The 20376-nt window shown below is 54.5% G+C and carries 18 protein-coding genes and 1 tRNA gene; 9 read left to right on the forward strand and 10 right to left on the reverse strand.

The window, feature by feature from the left end:
- Positions 1-21 precede the first annotated feature (21 nt).
- Complete coding sequence (locus AC5Q5A_RS11365) at positions 22-996, forward strand: adenosine deaminase (protein ID WP_493895333.1); 975 nt, start codon at positions 22-24, stop codon at positions 994-996.
- Here the strand turns inward: AC5Q5A_RS11365 and AC5Q5A_RS11370 are convergent.
- The 3 genes from AC5Q5A_RS11370 to AC5Q5A_RS11380 form a co-directional block, all read right to left on the reverse strand.
- The gene (locus AC5Q5A_RS11370; RefSeq protein ID WP_493895334.1) at positions 993-1937 is read right to left on the reverse strand and encodes an alpha/beta fold hydrolase; all 945 of its coding nucleotides are present in this window, start codon (positions 1935-1937) and stop codon (positions 993-995) included. The genes AC5Q5A_RS11365 and AC5Q5A_RS11370 overlap by 4 nt on opposite strands.
- A 16-nt stretch (positions 1938-1953) precedes the next feature.
- A complete protein-coding gene (locus AC5Q5A_RS11375) occupies positions 1954-3249 on the reverse strand; it encodes an alpha/beta hydrolase (RefSeq protein ID WP_493895335.1) in 1296 nt (431 codons plus the stop codon).
- A 152-nt stretch (positions 3250-3401) separates the two neighbouring features.
- Positions 3402-3806, reverse strand: coding sequence for an OsmC family protein (locus AC5Q5A_RS11380; RefSeq protein ID WP_063088127.1), 405 nt, complete (start codon positions 3804-3806; stop codon positions 3402-3404).
- A gap of 199 nt (positions 3807-4005) precedes the next feature.
- On the opposite strand from AC5Q5A_RS11380, the gene AC5Q5A_RS11385 reads away from it, so the two are divergent.
- Together AC5Q5A_RS11385 and AC5Q5A_RS11390 are read left to right on the forward strand one after the other, a co-directional pair.
- Positions 4006-4338 (forward strand): hypothetical protein, encoded by a 333-nt coding sequence (locus tag AC5Q5A_RS11385; RefSeq protein ID WP_063088125.1) that lies wholly within the window; start codon positions 4006-4008, stop codon positions 4336-4338.
- Between the two features lie 182 nt (positions 4339-4520).
- Complete coding sequence (locus tag AC5Q5A_RS11390) at positions 4521-6176, forward strand: sensor domain-containing protein (RefSeq protein WP_493895336.1); 1656 nt, start codon at positions 4521-4523, stop codon at positions 6174-6176.
- A gap of 42 nt (positions 6177-6218) precedes the next feature.
- Here the strand turns inward: AC5Q5A_RS11390 and AC5Q5A_RS11395 are convergent, their stop codons facing one another.
- The 3 genes from AC5Q5A_RS11395 to AC5Q5A_RS11405 all read right to left on the reverse strand — a co-directional run bounded on the left by AC5Q5A_RS11395 (position 6219) and on the right by AC5Q5A_RS11405 (position 9939).
- Positions 6219-7982, reverse strand: a complete 1764-nt coding sequence (locus AC5Q5A_RS11395; RefSeq protein WP_493895337.1) for a tetratricopeptide repeat-containing sulfotransferase family protein — start codon at positions 7980-7982, stop codon at positions 6219-6221.
- 146 nt (positions 7983-8128) lie between these two features.
- Positions 8129-9538 (reverse strand): type I glutamate--ammonia ligase, encoded by a 1410-nt coding sequence (glnA, locus tag AC5Q5A_RS11400; protein ID WP_008890688.1) that lies wholly within the window; start codon positions 9536-9538, stop codon positions 8129-8131.
- 62 nt (positions 9539-9600) lie between these two features.
- Positions 9601-9939, reverse strand: a complete 339-nt coding sequence (locus AC5Q5A_RS11405; protein ID WP_007091888.1) for a P-II family nitrogen regulator — start codon at positions 9937-9939, stop codon at positions 9601-9603.
- Positions 9940-10343: 404 nt separating this feature from the next.
- Between AC5Q5A_RS11405 and AC5Q5A_RS11410 the strand changes: the two genes are divergently transcribed.
- On the forward strand, positions 10344-11516 hold the full coding sequence (locus AC5Q5A_RS11410; RefSeq protein WP_064782391.1) for an aminotransferase: 1173 nt from the start codon (positions 10344-10346) through the stop codon (positions 11514-11516).
- Positions 11517-11602: 86 nt separating this feature from the next.
- On the opposite strand, the gene AC5Q5A_RS11415 is transcribed toward AC5Q5A_RS11410, so the two are convergent.
- Entirely contained in the window at positions 11603-11953 is a 351-nt protein-coding gene (locus AC5Q5A_RS11415) for a rhodanese-like domain-containing protein (protein ID WP_210519665.1), read from the reverse strand.
- Between the two features lie 136 nt (positions 11954-12089).
- Here AC5Q5A_RS11415 and AC5Q5A_RS11420 point away from each other — a divergent pair, with 136 nt between their 5' ends.
- A complete protein-coding gene (locus AC5Q5A_RS11420) occupies positions 12090-12959 on the forward strand; it encodes a LysR family transcriptional regulator (protein WP_493895338.1) in 870 nt (289 codons plus the stop codon).
- Between the two features lie 60 nt (positions 12960-13019).
- On the opposite strand, the gene AC5Q5A_RS11425 is transcribed toward AC5Q5A_RS11420, so the two are convergent.
- On the reverse strand, positions 13020-14021 hold the full coding sequence (locus tag AC5Q5A_RS11425) for a Gfo/Idh/MocA family protein (protein ID WP_493895339.1): 1002 nt from the start codon (positions 14019-14021) through the stop codon (positions 13020-13022).
- A 330-nt stretch (positions 14022-14351) separates the two neighbouring features.
- On the opposite strand from AC5Q5A_RS11425, the gene AC5Q5A_RS11430 reads away from it, so the two are divergent.
- The 3 genes from AC5Q5A_RS11430 to AC5Q5A_RS11440 all read left to right on the forward strand — a co-directional run bounded on the left by AC5Q5A_RS11430 (position 14352) and on the right by AC5Q5A_RS11440 (position 17920).
- A tRNA-His gene (locus AC5Q5A_RS11430) sits at positions 14352-14428 on the forward strand.
- A gap of 134 nt (positions 14429-14562) precedes the next feature.
- Complete coding sequence (locus AC5Q5A_RS11435; RefSeq protein WP_493895340.1) at positions 14563-16743, forward strand: O-linked N-acetylglucosamine transferase family protein; 2181 nt, start codon at positions 14563-14565, stop codon at positions 16741-16743.
- Between the two features lie 301 nt (positions 16744-17044).
- Entirely contained in the window at positions 17045-17920 is an 876-nt protein-coding gene (locus tag AC5Q5A_RS11440) for a serine hydrolase domain-containing protein (RefSeq protein WP_493895341.1), read from the forward strand.
- A gap of 133 nt (positions 17921-18053) precedes the next feature.
- On the opposite strand, the gene AC5Q5A_RS11445 is transcribed toward AC5Q5A_RS11440, so the two are convergent.
- Positions 18054-18599 carry a helix-turn-helix transcriptional regulator gene (locus tag AC5Q5A_RS11445; RefSeq protein WP_493895342.1) on the reverse strand — a complete coding sequence of 182 codons (546 nt, stop codon included), beginning with the start codon at positions 18597-18599 and terminating at the stop codon, positions 18054-18056.
- A gap of 42 nt (positions 18600-18641) precedes the next feature.
- Entirely contained in the window at positions 18642-18890 is a 249-nt protein-coding gene (locus AC5Q5A_RS11450) for a type II toxin-antitoxin system RelE family toxin (protein WP_493895343.1), read from the reverse strand.
- 262 nt (positions 18891-19152) lie between these two features.
- On the opposite strand from AC5Q5A_RS11450, the gene pyrC reads away from it, so the two are divergent.
- Positions 19153-20196, forward strand: coding sequence for a dihydroorotase (pyrC, locus tag AC5Q5A_RS11455; RefSeq protein ID WP_493895344.1), 1044 nt, complete (start codon positions 19153-19155; stop codon positions 20194-20196).
- Positions 20197-20376: the final 180 nt, after the last annotated feature.

The following is a 20376-nucleotide window of genomic DNA, read 5'->3' on the forward strand; positions in this document are numbered from 1 at the left end:
CGACAAACCCGGAGCACCGCGATGAACACGACCATTCCAAAGGCAGAACTGCACCTGCATCTTGAGGGGGCGATGACGCCATCGCTTGTCCGCAGCTTTGCCAAGCGCAATGGTCTGACATTGCCGGGTGATATCTATGACGATCAGGATCGTTATATCTGGCGTGATTTTCCCGAGTTCCTCAACAGTTTTGACAAGGCGAGTGCTGCCATCCGCACCAAGCAGGATTATTCCGATCTGACCTGTTCGTATCTGGTCGATCAGGCAAAGGTCGGCACGCTTTATGTCGAGCTTTTCTGTTCGCCAACCCATGCGGCCAGTTGCGGATTGTCGTTTGACGCGCATCTTGAGGCAGTCGTTGATGGTATTGACCGTGCTGAAAAGGAAACCGGGATCATTGGCCGAATTATTATGACCTGTGTGCGCCATGTTGGTCCGGATGTGGCGGTCAAGGTCGCGCGTGAAACGGTTGATTGTCGCCACCCGTACATTGTCGGTTTTGGCATGGGCGGCAATGAAAGTATGTTCACACAGGAAGATTTCTATCCGGCTTTCAAGATCGCCCGCGATGCCGGACTTGGCTGTACCACCCATGCCGGCGAGGTCGAAGGACCGCAAAGTGTCTGGGATGCGATTGAAAAACTTCCTGTGACACGGATCGGCCACGGGGTGCGGTCAATCGAAGACCCCAAACTGGTCGAAACACTGGTTAAGCGTGATATCGTTCTTGAAGTTTGTCCGGGATCGAATATCGCCCTGTCAGTTTTCCCGGATTACACATCCCACCCCTTGCGCAAATTCTACGATGCGGGGGTCAAGGTGACCCTCGGCTCGGACGATCCACCGTTCTTCTTTACCTCGCTTGCGGCCGAATATCAGCGTGCCGAGGAGGTGTTCGGTTTTAGCCCCGAAGAGCTCAGCGGTTTGACCCGCACCGCCATCGAAGCGGCCTTTGTTGATGATCAGACCAAGGCGAAACTTCTGGCAAAGCTCTAGGGAAGGGTCGTGGTCCCAGATTCACTTTTTTGCGTGCGCGCGGTGTGTGCATCAAAAATTTGCCAGAACCTGTTTCGATAAATGTCACGTTCCTGAAGAATTTCGTGGCGGGCTTCGGGGATCTCCGCAATGGTGATCGACGGTACGTTGCCAAACAGATCTTCCGTCGTCTGGTTTGAAACAACCTGATCGTTCCCGGCCAGAACAATGGTGATGGGGGGCAGGGACCATGTGCCTGCCTTCATCTGTTCGATCCGGGTGGCCAGGGATGCTTGCGCCTTGAAACAGGCATCAAGCCAGCCGGCAGAAACGCCACCAACCACAAGGTTCGGACTGCTTTGCAAGATGGCAACATTTCGCGCATGGCGGACCGGATCGGAAGTCAGAATGTTTTCTGCCTCGAACCCGGCAAGCGGGCTCAGTTTGCGTTGGCCGGGCAGGTACTGTTTATCAAATCCATACCGACACATACTGTCGGCGACAAATTGCGCCGCCAATGACAGCCAGTCAGGGCCGCCCAGACCAAAAAACGGCGCGACCATCACCACGCTTTCCCACAGATCCGGTTGATCGAGCATCATCGCCATCGCAACCAACCCGCCGGTCGAGTGCGTTATCAGAAGCGGGCAGGCAATGCCGTAGACTTTATTGACATGGTCAATAACATGACGTGTATCGGCGATATATTGCGCAACATCATGGACGTACCCCATGACCGGATCATTCGTTTCGCGCGACGACCCACCGTGGCCGCGAAAATCAAAGGTCACACAGCCAAAACCACGTTCGGCAAGCTCGTCCGCCGTTTCCTGGTAACGTTCAATATACTCCCCGCGCCCTTGCAGGATCAGGACATGCTGGCGCGCGTTTTCGGGCGTCTGAACACCAAAGCGCAGATTTATCCCGCCCGGTGTTTCGAAAATGTCGGTCGAAAAAGTCATCGGGCGGCTTCAGTTCCTAATTCTGCGCGGTGATTGCCTTTGCGATAAAGGCGGCCATTTTGTCCATCATACCCGGGAAATCGGGATTAAATGTCCCACGCCGCATTGTGCCGGGAGGGGCGTCGTCAAAAAGATTGCGTTCACCATACAGGACATCCGTGCCGGACTGGCAGTTTGATCGAGCAGTTTCGTCATCATAATGCCCGCAATCGGGGACCGCGCCATCAAGGCCATAAATGGGGTCCTTGGGGCTCATGGTAATTGCGGTGTGGGCATGGTTGAGTGTGCGCATCTCGTCGTCTTCCGAGCGGACAATTTCAATGTCGTCACAATTTGCGCTGCTAGTCGGCGGGGCAATTTTGCCTTGATACCAGATCAGGTGTTTTTGCGGGCTTTTAACCTTGTTGCAGAAGAAGTCACGCATCAGGTCGGGGTTGATGGTCTGATCGTCCGAACTGACAACGCCGAAAACCGGAACATCGAAATCGGCCAGCTTTCCATGGCCAAAGGGCTTGGTCAGCAAATAAAACTCCGCTGCTGCGTTCATCGCCATCGAACCATATTTGCCCGGATCATTATTCTCACCCTGACCGACCCAGTCTTTGACATATCGGACATAGGGGGTAAGCCAGGCCTGTTCGCTTTTGGCCGCAAAACCGGGCGACAGCATAACGAGTGCTCTGATCAAATCACTGTTTGCCGGTTGTTCGCTATAGACCCGCCCAATCAGGGCGGCCCCGGTCGAAAAGCCCATCGGAATGATATGATCGATCTCGTCCCCAAAGCTGTTCATGCCGAAACGAACGGTTTCAAGCCAGTCTTCATATTCGACATCAAGCAAGTCACCGGGCACGGTGCCATGCCCGGGAAGAAGAACACCGTGAAACGTTGCACAAGGAAAGCGTTGGCGCAGATCATCACGGATGTCACTTAACCAATAAGGGCTGTCGGTCAGGCCATGTACCATCAGGAAGCCAACACCATTTCCCTGCGTCCGGTCGGTTTCGTCGGTGGTGCAGGTGTTGCTCACCGGTCCAAGCGCATAAGGCGCGCGCATATCGACAACCTGATCAAGGGTATGGATGCCAAACGGTTTTTCTTCATGCGCAAATCGTGTCGCGGCAAGGACGTCGCGGAGTTGCTGGCGTGTGGAGCGGACATAATCTTCAAACGGCATTCCTTCGACGGGCGGAGCAATCGCGGCACCGGATGGTGAAAGCGGGTCGGCTGACTTTGCGCAGGCACCTGTCGTCAAAAGTCCCAGCAGGGCAAGGGATGCCAAACCAGTCTGAAATATGCGGGACGTACTCATGATGATTGCTCCGTTCGGTTCCCGGGATTGGACGTGGTTTTTCTATTGTTGTCAGAAGATGTTAACGCGGGAAGTCACACGGTGCGAGAAACAAAAAAGCGATCTGTGAACAGATCGCTTTTTCATCAGTATTATTGCTATGAGTAGCCGGATTATTCCACCAGTTCCCAGCTGTGCGTGACCTCTGCGGCCTTTGACAGCATGATGGATGCCGAGCAGTATTTTTCTGCCGAAAGTTCGACAGCGCGGCCGACCTTGGTTTCATTAAGGTTTTCACCCTTTACCTTGAAGTGCAGGTGGATTTTGGTGAAGACCTTCGGGTCGGTTTCTGCACGCTCGGCCTTAACGTCGGTTTCGACATCAAGGACGTTTTCACGGCCCTTCTTAAGGATATGAACAACGTCAATCGACGAACAGCCACCGATACCAAGCAGAAGCATCTCCATCGGGCTCGGGCCAAATCCGTTATCCCTGTCGCCATCCATGACGACACCATGTCCGGTGCCACTCATTCCGGTGAACGTCAGGTTTTCAAGCCACTTTACACGCGCTTCCATCTTCGCATTCCCATATGTGTACAATTGTTATCTTAATCTCTAGCCCGCCTTGCGCCCACCTGCAAGGTGAGATCATGGAAAGTCGGCCGGGCCGTGGCCGCAAATGCGACCATGAGTGGTAAGTTGTTATAGGAGTTTTTACTTTCCGGATGGATACTGTTCTAATTATTCAGATCCCTATGGTGCAGGAGTATCAGTCATGACAGAGGATCCGACGCGCAGCAAAAGCCGTTTCATGATGGGCATGGAGCATGTCCTGCGTGAGATCAATCACGAAATCATCAGCCCGGCCATTCCGGATATGTCGGTTGAAAATGCCGTGCCGCTGATGATTACCGTTGCACGGCTTCGGGCGGATTATCTGAAATTTGCCTTCCACCTTTGCGATGATCGCGCAGAGGAACACCCGACGGTGGACGAGTTGGCAAAGCTCAAGCATCTGAGAGAAAGCTTTCAGGAAATGCTGGCCGTCGCCAAGGAGCTCGAGCACTGCATTGATCGCGGTTATATCGACCTTCCGACGAAAAAATAACGATATTCTGACCTGCACCCGTGTTTGATGTTCTGCTATTCAAAAAAAATAATGACTTATTCTCCAGTATATGCAATGGGTTGCGCATATAAATACACAAGGCCGTCTTAAAAGGTCTGATCTGGGACATCACATAAAACACGAATAAAGGGAGAGCGCTGCTTTGCAGCGCGCCGGGTGTCTTGTCAGTCAGTGCGGATGTTGTGGCAACTGCGGCGTTGTCACGCGACAGTCTTATTTTTCTTGATCCGGACGGCCTTAAAATCGTCTATGTCAACGCGGCTGCGGAAAAGCAGCTTGGCGATGCAAAGTCTGTTTTGCGGAAGGGTACAGAGGTCAAACAGCTTCTGGCCTATCTTGCCAAAAATGGTGAATTTACCGATGGCGACGCGGTAGCAGCAGTTCGCAACGCCCTTGCATCGATTTCGTCGGGCAAACATGCCGAACTTCCGGCGTTCCGTCTGGGGAAAACGCCGTTTAACTGGCATTGCGATGTCGGACCGTCCGGGACATTTGCGCTGGTGTTACGTGATGCCGGGCGCGCCCAAGAACTTGCCAAGGCACTGGCCGAGCACAAGACTTTCATTCAGCACCTGATCGATGTTTTGCCAACTCCGGTTTATCTCAAAAACCGCGAAGGGGCTCTGACCCGTTGCAACGGCGCCTTTGCCGAACTGTTTGGTACGGATGTCGAAACGGTAATTGGCAAGAGAATGGCGGATTTCGCGCCCAAATCACTTGCCAAAACCGTTGGTGAACTCGAAGCGCCATTACGCGATGCCGAGGGGCAGGTACGTGACGAGATTACCTTTGCGATTGATGACAAGGAATGCACCGCCCTGTTTGCCGCCTCGACCCTCAGGGGGCCAAGTGGTGCGATTGCGGGCACCATCGGGTCATTGATTGATGTAACCAGCCTCAAAAAGGCGCAGGCCGAGGTCGCCGAGGCATCCCAGCGTCTGACTGGGCTGCTTGAAAGTGCACCGATCGGGGTCGGGATTTCCAACCGTCAAAGCGGCGTTTTCAAATTCTTCAACAGCACATTTTCCAAAATGCTCGGAATTGAAGACGAAAGCAAAGCAACGGATTCCATTCTTCTTTCCGAACGTTATCGCGAGAAATCGCTTGAGGATATGGATGCGCTTGGCGAACTTCAGGATGTCGAGATCCGGTTGCGCCGATCTGATATGCCCGAGGCACGCTGGCTTAAAACATCAATCGAGCCGCTTTCGTTCCAGGGCGAGGAAAGCGTGCTTTGGTGGACCAGCGACATCACCAAGCAAAAGCACGCCGCACGCGAATTACAAAACAAGGCCAACAATGATGAGCTGACCGGGTTGGCCAACCGTGCGCGCTTCATGCAGAAACTTGATCAGTGCGAAACCGTGCTGCGCGGAACCGATACACCTGCCGCGATCTTTATCCTTGATCTTGATGGCTTCAAGCAACTGAACGACACACAAGGTCACGCTGCGGGGGACTGGGTGCTTGTTGAAACCGGCAAGCGCCTGAAGCGTGCAGCGCGCCGCGCAGAAGAGGTCGCACGCCTTGGTGGGGACGAGTTTACGTTGCTGTTCTTGAACAAGGGCGCTGAAAAGGAAATGGCGGAGGCAGCCGAGGCCATTCTTGCCGAAATGAGCCGTCCATTTGTCTGGGAAGGACATGATTGCGACATTTCTGCCTCGATCGGCCTGGCTGTGTTTGATGGCGGAAATTGCGATATGAGCGAGCAACTTCGCCGGGCAGACAAGGCGATGTATGAAGCCAAGGCAGCAGGCAAGGCGCAATACCGCCTTTATGCCCCGGATATGGAACCCGATCTGCATACTGACGACTGAGCCGACGGGAATTCTTTTCCACGAAATATCAGCGCGCTTGGTTCAATCGGGTTTAATGCCCAGGGCTTTCAACAGCGGTTTGATATAGGGTGCATACGGTTTCCAGCGTTCAACACTGGTTTGATATAGGCCCTGTCGGACCTGCGCCGCACTCGCAGTACGGACCGAGCGCTCCGTCTTGTGGAAATCCAGCATCGCGTCATCCCAAGGCAGCCCGAGAAAGTCGATTAGCCTGCGGGCTTCGGGCTCGATATTGGTGACCAGATCTTCGTAATTGATCTCGATAAACCGATCCTTTGGCAGGACGGCGCGCCAATGCGCCATCAGGTCCTCATAGGCGCGATAAAACTCGCCCAGTTCTGTCTGGTTACAGGTATAGACCTGCAGATTGGCAAAACGCTTGGAATAACACGACAGGCACGTATCGACCGGATTTCGGCGACAATGAATGATCTTGGCACCCGGCACGGAAAGCAGGATCAACCCAACCCACGAAAAATTCCCGAGCATCTTGTCGATGATCAGCTTTGTCGCCGGGGTGGGCGGATACATTGCAAGGACTTCTTCGCGATAGGATTTCGCGAGTTCCGCGAGCAGCGCAGAATTGCCGATTTTTTCATGGTCTTCCGGCTGACTAGGGAAAAGTGTTCCAAACAGGCGATCTTTGAATTTCGGGAATGTCCGCAACTCACCCGTCGCCAATGTTTCTGGATGACTGCCAAGAATTTGTTCGGTCAGCGTGCTGCCACAGCGCGGCATGCCAACGATAAAGGCATGAGCTGGGCCGTTGTCGTCGTGTTGCGGCAGGTTTTTGAACAGCTCCGCCGGAAAGTAATCGGCAATGGCGCGCACCCGCCCGCAGGCAATTTTTGAATCATAGGCCTTTTGCGTCGGTGTATTTTCGGCGAAGTCCTGACGGCGCAGCGCATTGGCTGCATCAAGATGGTGGATGGCCTGCTTTGGGTCTTTGCTGTCGATATAGGCCTTGCCAAGTGCAAAACCGATCATCTCCCGATCAACCTTTTGCAGTACGGTGTCAGCATCGTTGAGGATATCGACCATCATCTTGATTTCGGGACTGTCGGGCTTGAACTTCATGACATCGGCCAGATCATGCCAAGCACGCCCTGACTTGGGGTTTTGGGCGATGACTTTCCGGAAGCATTCCTGCGCACCTTCCAGATCGCCCATGTGGCGTTTCGCTTCGCCGAGTTGTAGCAGATTGCTTGTTCGGCGTTCCGGATCATCCGGGCCGATCTCGTCTGCACGGGCAAGGTATTCCAGCGCTTCTTTTTCGCGCCCGACCTTAAGCAATGCTGCCCCAAGATTGTTCAATGCCTGCCAGTTATCAGGGCTGAAGCTGACGGCCTTTTCAAGGATCGTGATGCCTTGGGTGATGTGTTCGCTCTGAATAAGGTAAACGCCAAGGTCGCTATAGGTCTGTCCGTGGGTCGGGAACTTCCGGATCGCGGCAAAAAGGATTTGCTGCACCAGATCATACCGGCCTGCACTGGCAAAAACGCCAGCAAGTTCACGGAAATAGTCAATTTTGCTGTCAGGCAAATTGCAGGCGGATTGCAGCAACTGTGCGGCTTCGTTCAGATTGCCCGTTGCGCGCTGGATCTGAGCCATCATCATCAAGGCGGGACCGTAGCCTGGCGCGGTTGACAGCGCCTGTTGTGCGCGTCCCTTGGCATCTGCGGCGTTGCCTGATGCAAGGGCGCTTTGCGCGGTCTGGATCAGTTTGTCAGCCTTTTGACGGTTGCGCTTTTCGGCGAAACTCGATGGTGATGCTGGCTTGGTCATGAAGCTGATTTAATCCCGATGCGAAAGGTAAGGTCAAGCTTAGCGGCAAAGGGGTAAGCAAACTATTAGGGCAGGGACCGTTAAACGAAAAACGCCCGGCCAATCGGCCGGGCGTTTCGCGTAAGCATTGTCTTCCGGGTGGAAGATTAGCCGCTGTAGTACATGTCGAATTCGACCGGGTGCGGAGCCTGTTCGAAACGAACGACTTCTTCCATTTTCAGTGCGATGTATGCGTCGATCAGGTCGTCGGTCATCACATCGCCTTTTTTCAGGAATTCGCGGTCTGCATCGAGGCTGTCGAGAGCTTCGTGCAGCGAACGGCAAACGGTCGGAACTTCTTTGAGCTCTTCCGGCGGAAGGTCATAGAGGTTTTTGTCCATTGCTTCGCCCGGGTGGATCTTGTTCTCGATACCGTCAAGGCCAGCCATCAGCATTGCAGAGAATGCGAGATACGGGTTGGCAAGGGCATCCGGGAAGCGGATCTCAACGCGTTTGCCTTTCGGAGACGCGGTGTACGGGATACGGCAGGAAGCGGAACGGTTACGTGCAGAATATGCCAGCAGAACCGGTGCTTCGAAGCCCGGGACCAGACGCTTGTAGGAGTTGGTCGTCGGGTTGGTGAAGGCGTTCAGTGCTTTGGCGTGCTTGATGATGCCGCCGATGTAGTACAGAGCGGTTTCAGAAAGGTCAGCATAGCCATTGCCAGCAAACAGAGGTTTGCCTTCGTGCCAGATCGACTGGTGGGTGTGCATGCCCGAGCCGTTGTCACCGAAGATCGGTTTCGGCATGAAGGTTGCGGTTTTGCCATACTGGTGTGCAACCATGTGGATGCAGTATTTGTAAACCTGAACCGCGTCAGCATGTTCGATCAGGGTGCCGAAAGCGATACCCAGTTCGTGCTGCGACGGTGCAACTTCGTGGTGGTGCTTCTCGCAACGCACGCCCATTTCGTTGATATAGTTGACCATTTCGGCACGGATGTCGTTTGCCGAGTCAACCGGCGGTACCGGGAAGTAACCACCCTTCGGACCCGGACGGTGGCCGCGGTTGCCGCCTTCGAATTCGGTGCCGGTGTTGTACGGACCTTCTTCGGAGTCAAGCGCATAGGCCATGCTCTCCTGCGAGGTGCTCCAACGGACGTCGTCGAACATGAAGAATTCCGGCTCTGCGCCGAAATATGCCGTGTCGCCGATACCAGCGGACTTCATGTATGCAAGTGCGCGTTTCGCGGTCGAACGCGGGCAACGCTCGTAACCCTGGCCGGTGGCCGGTTCGATAACGTCACAAACAAGGATCAGGGTCGGCTGCGCGGTGAACGGATCAACAACGGCGGTCGACGGATCCGGCATCAGGATCATGTCGGATTCGTTGATTTCTTTCCAACCGGAGATCGACGAACCGTCGAACATGATGCCGTCAACAAAGACGTCTTCGTCGATGGTGCAGATATCCTGTGCGGTGTGCTGCCATTTACCTTTGGTATCGGTAAAGCGCAGATCGACAAACTGGATGCCTTTTTCTTTGATCAGATTAAGTACAGAAGCAGCGTCAGACATGATGCAACCCTTTAAAACTCATAAACAGTTACCGTATGGTGTTCAACGAAAGGCGTGACCGATCAGATCGCGTCGTTACCCCGTTCACCAGTACGAATACGGATCGCGTCCTCAAGTGAGGAAACGAAAATTTTACCGTCGCCGATACGCCCGGTGTGAGCGGCTTGCTGGATTGCCTCAATCGCACGCTCTACCAGCGTGTCCTCGACGACGATTTCCAGCTTTACCTTCGGCAGAAAGTCCACAACGTACTCGGCGCCGCGATACAGCTCCGTATGACCTTTCTGACGTCCGAAACCTTTGGCTTCGGTGACGGTAATCCCTTTGAGACCAATCTCTTGAAGGGCCTCTTTTACCTCGTCAAGCTTGAACGGCTTGATGATGGCTTCAATTTTTTTCATTAGCGCCCTCTGCTTTTTGGCGAGAGTTGCGTTGAACTCTGTAAAGCGTAATGCTTCGCCCGCTGACTATTGCACGGACCATGCCAGTTTTCACCGGCAACGGCATTCTAAGGATTCTCTGTGCGAAAACCCAGCAAAACCCATGAAATTTTTAAGATTTTCTGGTTTGCTGGTGACTGTGTTTTAGGCAAGATGTTCAAAAAATATGCAAACGCCCTGTTTAGAAGGCAGGCAGGCTGGTTCAAACCTCTCCGGGCTTGCCATTCCGGGGCCATCATGCGACAGGATTTGCTATGCAAGGGTGTTGTCGGGCACAAAAATTATACCCGATGACCGGGACTCGACTGACCATGATACGCCGGGGGCCACCATCCGGTGAACGACCATAATATAAAGGACGCCTCATGACCGAATTCGTCGGCAATCCGCTTTTCGCTTCGGGCGGGATCACGATCTTCGAAGTGATGAACGAACTGGCCCAGAAACATAAGGCCATCAATCTGGGGCAGGGTGCGCCGGATGAAGATGGCCCGGCCGATATTCGCGAAGCCGCCGCCAGGGCATTGATGGAACTGTCCAACCAGTATCCGCCACTGGCCGGTGTGCCCGAACTGCTTCAGGCCGTTGCCGACCATAACAAGCGATTTTACGGCATCGAGGTTGATCCGAAAAAAGAAGTGCTGGTGTCGGTTGGTGCGACCGAGGGGTTGGCCGACGTGATCCTTGGTCTGGTCGCACCCGGTGATGAAGTCATCCTGATCGAGCCGCTTTATGACAGCTACCTTCCGATGGTGAAGCTGGCGGGCGGTATTCCCAAGCTGGTGCGCGTCACCCCGCCGCACTGGGAATTGCCACGCGAAGAACTGGCGGCGGCCTTTTCGGAAAAAACCAAGCTGATCCTGCTGAATTCGCCGCAGAACCCGTGCTCGAAAGTTTACGGTGATGACGAGCTGCAATTCATTGCCGATCTGTGCATCAAGCATGATGTGATCGCGCTGTGTGACGAGGTTTATGAGCATCTGGTCTTTGACGGGCGCAAGCACAAACCGTTGATGACGTTCCCGGGCATGCATGAGCGCACCGTGCGCATCGGATCGGCGGGCAAGACCTTCTCGCTGACAGGCTGGAAGATTGGCTATATCACGGCCTGCGCCAAACTGATGGAGCCGATCAAGAAGGCGCATCAGTTCCTTGTCTTTACCGTCGCACCCGATCTGCAACATGGTGTCGCCTATGGGCTTAACAAGGATGATGCCTATTTCGAAAACTTCACCGCCGAAATGCAGGCCAAGCGTGATTACCTGATGAAGGGACTTAAGGAGGTCGGATTTGACGTCCTTGATTCACAAGGCACCTATTTCATCACCTGCGATTTCCGACCGCTTGGCTATGATTGCGACGATGTCGAGTTCTGCCAGATCATGATCAAGGAAGCCGGCGTGGTCGCCATTCCGGTATCGGCCTTCTATCAGGGGGAAGATGGCGGTGTACGCAACTTTGTGCGGTTCTGCTTCTGCAAGGACGAAGCCAAAATGGCCGAGGCGATTGCGCGGATGAAAAAGGCTTTTGCCAAGTAAGCCGTGCACGCAGCACAAAGCATCTGAAAGAACACCGGGCCGACATGGAAATGTCGGCCCGTTTTGGTTGCGCGAGGGCGATAGTGTCAGGCCGTTTGTTCAAGTGTGCCCTGTCCCTGAAGCGGCAGGCCCGCCTCGCGCCAGTCATTCTTGCCTTCGTGATAATCGCGCACATTGCTATATCCAAGCTTGGTCAGCGCCATCTGGGCAATGCCGGAATTCTTGCACGGGCCGCTGGCGCAATAGACAACAATCGGTGCATCCAGATCGGGAAGGATCTGTTTGATGCCCTCATCAATCGCATCGTGGGGAATGTTGATCGCACCGGGCAGGTGAGCATCAACATAATACCGCGCCGGAAGTGCTTCGATCAGGGTCGGGGCATTGGCGGTACCAAGGGCGGCCTTAAGCTCGTCACGGGTAATGGTTCTGGTCATTTTCCAATCTCCATCTGGAATATCGTTGGTTGATGGGATCAGTATTGATGTGCATGTGTGCGAAGTAAATTTGCGATAAATCGAATTGTATGTGCAATAATGCGAATGAGCAGAAGGCGCGTTCGGAGGATTGCACATGCTGGAATGGGATGATTTGAAACTGGTGCTGGCGGTGGGGCGGGCGCGCAGTATCACGCAGGCGGCCAGACAGACCGGCGTTCACCATTCCACGTTGTTTCGACGCATGGCTTATATTGAAAGTCGCATCGGAGCCAAGCTGTTTGAGCGACAGCAGGGTGACTATCAACCAACGCCAGCGGGATTGGCTGCCATCGAAACCGCGGAAAAGCTTGAAGCCGAAATGGCCGTGCTTGCCCGAACCCTGGCCGGACAGGATATCCGCCCGTCAGGCACGGTGCGCCTGACCACGACCGATACGTTGCTTCATGCCGTGCTGGCAGATGATCTTGCGGCGTTTTCGCAGGCCTATCCGGAAATCACCGTACAGGTCGTGACCGACAACAGGTTTTATGATCTCAACCGTCACGATGCCGATATCGCCATCCGGCCCAGCAATGCACCGAACGAAAATCTGGTCGGACGGCAAATTGCACCGATCCGGTCGGTGGTCTGTGCGGCAAAGGGCATGGGTGATCCCAAGAATGGCGATGGGTCATGGATCACCTGTGATGAAAGTCTTGCCCATATCAAGGCCGCCCAGTGGCGCGACAAACATTTTCATGATCAGCATGTCGCGATGCGCAGCAATTCACTTTTGAATGTGGCGCGGCTGGTCAATGCCGGGGCGGGTTATGCGGTGCTGCCGATGTTTCTTGCCGGGGCATTTGACAATATCGCGGTTCTTGGTGATGCGATTGACGGGCTTGATAATGATCTTTGGATGCTGATGCACCGCGATCTTAAAGCCGTTCCGCGCGTTCAGGCCTTCAATGACTTTATGTTCCCGCGGCTCAAGGCCAAATCAGCCCTGTTTGCCGGTGCGTGAATGCGCAAAGAAAAAGCCGGGTTTCCCCGGTTTTTCATTTGAGTATCGGCAATACGTTGATCAGGATTTGACCATTTCCCAGCTGCCGGTTTTGGCAGAGCGGGCAAACGCATCCAAAATCTGCATATTGGCAATTGCGTCTTCAATCGGATAATCGACCGGGCTTTCACCCTTGAAGATCGCGGTGGCTGCCTCACCCTGCAGGGTGTAGTGGTTACAAACCGGAAATTTGATTTCGCGTGCTTCGTCAAAGCCTGGTTGTTTCTGGCCCGCGACGCGAATCAGGGCTTCGTTTTCCGGCACAGGATTGAACGGCATCAGGATTTCAATCCGGCCCTCGGTGCCCAGGATATGCACACGCTGTACGGCGGCCGACTGGGTGCCACACACAAAGCTTGCCTGCAGGCCGGATCCGAAATCAAGCATGCCAGATACCAAACGGTCGGTTCCGAATTTCGGGTCCTTGTCCATCAGCGACACCACGCGGACGGGTTCCTTGCCGGTGATAAAGCGCGGTCCGACAATGCAATAGCACCCGATATCAAGCAATCCGCCGCCGCCAATGTCCTTTTTATTGCGGACATTATTGGGGTCGGCATTGAAATAGGTAAAGATGCTTTGCACTGTGGTGAGCGTGCCGATCTGACCGCTTTCGACGATCTTGCGCGCTTCAAGCCATTGCGGATGATGGCGGACCATAAAGGCCTCAAGCACCTGCTTGCCGCTTTTGTCGCGGGCGCTAATCAGGCGTTTGGCATCTTCGGTATCAAGGCCGATCGGTTTTTCACACAGCACATGCTTTCCGGCCTCAAGCGCCTTGATTGTCCATTCCACGTGCAAATGGTTGGGCAGGGGATTGTAGATCGCCTCGATTGACGGATCCGCCAGCAGTTCCTCATAGGAGCCATAGGCGCGCGGGATGCGCATGGTTTCAGCGACCTCACGGGTCTTTTCAAGATCACGACCGGCAATCGCCAGGATTTCAAGCTGATCGCTTTCCTGCATGGCCGGGATGACCTTTTCCGTGCCGATCTTGGCGGTGCTAAGGATGCCCCACTTCATTCCGATACTCCGTCTGTTTTTCTATTATTTGGCCGTTTCCATGCCAAGACAGGCAAGCAACCCTTTATATATGGTGTCTTGGTAACCTGCATTTGTGGCAATAGCCTGTTATTGAACTGAACTAATTAAGTCATTTGTCTTCACATGCAAGTTGCTCTGACGGGTAGGGGCCGGGATTTGTGTTATCAATGCTGCGTGTTTGATCGTCACAGAATGCTCAAGCCCGCAAAAATCGGTGCTTTGAACAACTTGGCAGAAATCGGGCTAAAAAATTGAAAATATGCGCTTGACGTTGGGGGCCTCGGGCCATATAAACCGCGCCACACGATGGCGGGTGTAGCTCAGGTGGTTAGAGCACCAGTTTGTGGCACTGGGGGCCGTGGGTTCAAGTCCCATCACTCGCCCCATTTGTGAAAAGGTCAGGCAGAAATGCCTGGCCTTTTGTCTTTTACGCGCCTTTTTGCCGCAGCCCCGGTTGCCTTTGACGGGTGATCGACTAGACTGCCCGAAAATATCAATGTTCGGGGCGATATGGGGCGGCATGGCGAAGCTCAAAGTTGATCAGGCAATGAAGCGCGCAAAGGCGCATATGCGCAAAGGCGAAATGGCCGAGGCGCGCGCCCTTTATGAAGCCATCCTTGCCGATTACCCCAAAAACGAACGCGTCAAAACGGCCTTGGCTGAACTCAGCGGCCCTGTGAAGGTTGCGGCGCCTGCAAAGGGGGCTGCGTCCGGTGCGGCTGAGCCACCGGCCGAGGTGTTTGCCAAACTGTCGCAAGCCTATCAGGCCGGTCGTTTGCAAGATGTGCACGTCATGACAGGCCAGCTTTTGGGTCAGTATGGCAATTCCGGCAAGCTTTGGAACTTCCGTGCCGCAGTGAGCAGCAATCTGAACCTGCTTTCCGATGCCGAGCAGGCCTTGCGAAACGTTGTCCGTTTGCAGCCCGATATGGTGGCGGCCAAAAGCAACCTTGGGGTCATTCTGGAACGTCTGGGCAAGCTGGATGAGGCCGAGGAATGCTATCGCGCAGTGATCGCGCTCACCCCCGAATTTGCCGAGGCGCATAACAATCTGGGCAATATCCTTAAAAGTGCCGGCAAGCTTGCAGAGGCGCAAGCCTGTTACCTGAACGCGATTGCGCGCAAACCCGACTATGTCGACGCGCACTATAACCTTGCCAATACGCTGCGCGAACGTGACCTGCTTGAAGACGCCAAGCAGCAATATTTCAAGACGCTTAAGCTGCAACCGAAATTGGCCGAGGCCTGGTACGGGCTTGGTCAAACCATGGCCGCCCTTAAATCCCTGCCAGAGGCGGTCGAGGCCTATCAACGTGCACTGGCGGTCAAGCCGGGCTATGTCCCGGCCATGGTCGAACAATTGCGCGAACAAAGCCATCTGTGCGACTGGCGGGCGTGTGATTTGTTTGCGCAACATGCCGCTCAGCTTGGCATCACCGGCGATGCGGCCCTGCCATTTCCGCTTCTGCCGTTTGAAGATAACCCGGCCCATCAGCTTGCCCGGTCGCGCAACTTTGCCAAAAGCCTGTTGCCGCCAGCAGCGCCGGTTTCAACGATCAAGCCAACTTCGCTGGAGGGCCGCAAGATCCGGCTTGGCTATTTCTCGGCCGATTTTCATGATCATGCGACCATGTTCCTGATGGCGGGCATTTTGCGCCATCATGACAGATCAAAGTTCGAAATCTTCGTGTTCAGCTATGGCAAGAACAAGGATGGTGCGCAGCGTGATCAGGTGCTTGATAACGTTGATCAGTTCTTTGATGTGCGCGATATGTCCGATGGCGATCTGATTACGCTTGCGCGCGACCAGAACCTTGATATCGCGATTGATCTCAAGGGTTATACCCGCGATAGCCGGCTGGAGCCGTTTGCCGCCCGTCTGGCACCGCTGCAAATCAGCTATCTTGGCTATCCCGGCACGCTTGGATGCGATTTCATCGATTATATCGTCGCCGACCCGGTCGTCATTCCGCCCGAACAGCGCAGCGGTTATCATGAGAAGATCATTTATCTTCCTGATTGCTATCAGCCCAATGACAATACCCGTGAAATTTCGGCAAATGCGATGACGCGCGCGGAGCTCGGCCTGCCCGAAGATGGTTTTGTGTTTTGTTGTCTCAACAACAATTACAAAATCATGCCAAGCGAATTTGCCATCTGGATGCGGGTGATGAAGAAGGTTGAGGGCAGCGTGCTTTGGCTTTGGTGCAATAATGATGTCGCCAAGGCCAACTTGCGCGCGGCTGCGGAACAGCAGGGTATCTCGGGCGATCGTCTGATCTTTGCCGGTTACATGACGCAATCCGAACATCTTGCGCGCTTGCGCCATGCCGATCTGTTTATTGATACCTTCCATGTCAACGCCCATACCACAGCCAGCGACGCGCTTTGGGCCGGATTGCCGGTGGTGACACTGGCCGGCAAACAGTTTGCGGCCCGCGTTGCCGCCAGCCTGCTGTCGGCTGTCGGCCTGCCGGAACTGATCACGGATACACCCGCGGCTTATGAGGAACTCATCCTCAAGCTCGCGCAAAACCCGGACATGCTGGCAGAGTTCCGCACCAAACTTGCCGCCAACCACCAGACCAAGCCGCTCTTTGATACCGAGGGCTACACGCGCGGGTTTGAGCAGGGGCTGGAACGTGCTTTTGCGCAAAGACTGGCAGGCGAAGCATTTTCGGATATTGCGGTGAGTGTCTAGGTCCTGACCTTGGCTCCTGGCCCTGGCTCCTGACCGGGGGCTTGTCCGATTGTGATCCGATGTCACATTCCTGACGAATTAATTCCAGATAAGGAATATGTCTTCTGGCTTGCTTGGCTGGAAGGTTGAGTGCGCATGTGATCCCGACCGCCAAGGACTGATGAATATGCCAAGCGACAGACCCCATCCGATGCTGACCCGCCGTGCCTTCTCAGTGACCCTTCTCGGTGCTATGGCCACTCCCTTTGTGGCCAGGGCCTTCGCACAAACGCCGTCCGACATCCGGTCGCGAATTGCTAACATGTCCCAGCTTCATGCTATCATGGTCCAACGCGGTGACGAGATCATCGTCGCCGAAGCCCCGCGCGGCCCGGGCCTGGATAGGGTTGCGAACATCAAGTCCTGCTCGAAAAGCATCATCGGTCTGCTGACAGGCAACGCGATCGCGGAAGGCGCGATTCCCTCGGTCGACGCCACCATCGGCGAAATCGCGCCGTCTATCATTCCCTCGAATGCCACACCCGGCGTGGAAAATCTGACCATCGAAGATCTGGTGACGCTCCGTGCCGGGCTTGAGGGCACATCAGGGCGCAACTACGGCGCGTGGGTCAATTCCGATAACTGGGTTTCTTTTGCGCTGCGCCGACCGATGGTCGCAACCCCCGGCGGGCGTATGATCTATTCCACCGGCACCACACATATCCTTGGTGCGGTGCTGACGGTTGCGACGGGAAAAAGCCTGCTGGAACAAGCGCGCGATGTGCTTGGTCAGCCGCTCGGCATTGAAATTCCATCTTGGACACGGGATCCACAAGGCTATTATTTCGGCGGGAACCAGATGGCGATGACACCGCGCGGGATGTTGCGCATCGCGACCCTGATGCGCGATCAAGGCCAGTTCGATGGCGACCAGATCATTCCGGCCGACTGGATAGACCAATCAACCCAGGCCCACACGCGATCACCTTATTCGGGCCTTGCGTATGGCTATGGCTGGTTCCTTAGCCGCAGCGGCTTCATTATCGCACGCGGCTATGGCGGTCAGATCATCGCGGCACATCCAGAAAAGAACTTGGCGGTGGCCATCACCTCTGATCCGACGTCACCTGCACGTTCAGGTGGATATTTCGGGCAACTGATGGATCTGCTTGAGGGACCTGTGCTTTCACTGGCCTGACGGCAGCGGAGCAGAGCATGTGAAAAGGGTGGCGGGCAGGACGGGGCAGAAAAATAAATCTGTCCCTTTTTTCATCACTCGCCGCATTATGGAAAGGTCAGGCACGAATGCCTGGCCTTTTCACGTTTAAGTCCTACTCGTTGTCAACGGCCCATGTTTCCAGATCGTCGTAATCAACACTAAGAATGCCTGCCAGTTTGGCTTGCAACTTGCGCGAAGCGGTTTTTCTGCCGGTTTCGATCATGCAGATGTAGTTGGTCGAAACGCTTGCCTGTTCCGCAAGCTGCGGTTGGGTCATGTCGCGATACTCGCGATAAACCTTGACCGGGTTTTCGCCATTCGAAAGGCGTTTGACGACTTCCATCGGGAAATTCTCGTCGTTTTTAGCTTCATCGGCAAGGCGGATCAGTTCCGCGTCTTCGACTGCTTCATCATCGGCGATGATGTTGGCGGCTTCGGCCGGAAAAGCGTTTTTGAATGCGTCAAATGCCATGACGACAGATACCGGGTTCATTCGATCATCGCGGACAACCTGATAGCGTCCGGTCAAAGCGTTACGACGAGTGAGTTTATTTTTGTCTTTTTCCGTCAATCGTACGGCGTTCGCGCTGGTTGCCTTGCCCCGTATGGTCGTCGCACGGAATTTGATGCCGGGCTTGTCTCTATGTTTGACGGTCATGGTTCAGTTTTCCTGTATTCCTGTGTGGGGCTCTGGGGCTGTCTAATAGGCCGAGCCCCTTGGCGCGATGCGTTTGATGCTCAGGATGCGCCCGTCCTGATCATAGACTACCCGGTATTCTCCAACCCTTATCCGGTAGTAGTTGCTGCCTGTCAGCGGTTTTATGTCCAGATCGGTTCGATCCGGGTTTTCTGCCAGTTTATCAATCGCATCAATGATGCGTTGGCGCATCTTTGGCTGAATGCGTTGCAGTTCCTTTTTTGCCTGCTTTTTGTACTCAATTGTCAGCATTTTGCGCCCTGATTGTGATAGAATAATATATAACTAAAAGTATGATTTTTGCAAATGGAAAGTCGAACAAGTTATAACTTTTTGTCGTGTGATGCGTGGCGGATGTCATCGCAATGCTGATAAAAGACCCCGTTGCCGGATCTCGTGTTTCCGTTACTAGGAGACGATATAGTTGTCTTTAACATTCCCAATTTTAAAGCAATCTGTTAGGTAACCCACCATATTTCCCAAACGGGTTCATTGCTTGCCAGGAGATCGCCGCATGTCGACCAATCGCATTACCCTTCGCCGTCCTGATGACTGGCATTTGCATTTGCGGGATGGCGAGATGTTGAAAGGTGTGATTGGCGAGACTTCCGAGCATTTTGCCCGCGCGATCATCATGCCCAATCTGGTGCCGCCGGTGGTCAAGACCGCTGATGCGGTTGCATACCGTGACCGCATTACGGCTGTGATCCCGCAGGGGCATGATTTTACTCCGCTTATGACCCTTTATCTGACCGAGGGCAGCAACCCCGATGATATCGAAGAAGGCTACAAGGCCGGTGTGATCACCGCGTTGAAGCTGTATCCGGCAGGGGCGACGACGAATTCCGACAGTGGGGTTCGCAATTTCGATAAGGCGATGCCAGCGCTTGAGCGGATGGCGGAACTTGGTATTCCGCTGTGTGTGCATGGCGAAGTGACTGATCCGGAAATTGATATCTTTGACCGTGAAGCGGTGTTTATCGACCGTGTTCTTGATCCGCTGCGCAAGCGTCTGCCGGAACTGCGCGTGATCATGGAGCACATCACGACGGAAGACGGCGTTGAGTATGTGAAGGCCAATGACAGGAACCTGGGCGCGACCATTACAACGCACCATCTGATCATTAACCGCAATGCCATGCTGGTTGGCGGCATTCGCCCGCATATGTATTGTCTGCCGGTTGCCAAACGTGAAAAGCACCGTTTGGCGCTTCGTGCGGCAGCAACGTCGGGGGATGCGCGGTTCTTCCTTGGCACCGATTCAGCGCCGCATACAGATGATCGCAAGGAAAGCCCGTGTGGCTGTGCCGGTATCTTTACCGCAAACAACACCGTGCAGCTTCTGGCGCATGTGTTTGAGCAGGAAGGCGCGCTTGACAAGCTTGAAGGTTTTGCCTCGATCCACGGTCCGCAATATTACGGCCTGCCGATCAATGGTGATCAGATCACGCTCGAAAAACGCGCTGAACCGGCCAAGTTCGCCGAGAAGATCGAAACCGGCGAAGGCCCGGTAACGGTGTTTAATCCGGGCTTTGATGTGTTTTGGCATTACGCCTAAGCGCGCAAGGGCAAGACAAAACAAAAGCGGCTCCATCGGGGCCGCTTTTTTTGTTGGGCTATCGTCATTCCGGACGACGCGCAGCGACGCGCCGGAATCTTTATGTCGTGGCCGATAATGGATTCCCGTACCCGCCTCGCGGGCACAGGCTCTGCGCGGGAATGACGAGGGAGGCTGCTC

This window comes from Thalassospira sp. CA1 (assembly GCF_059052855.1).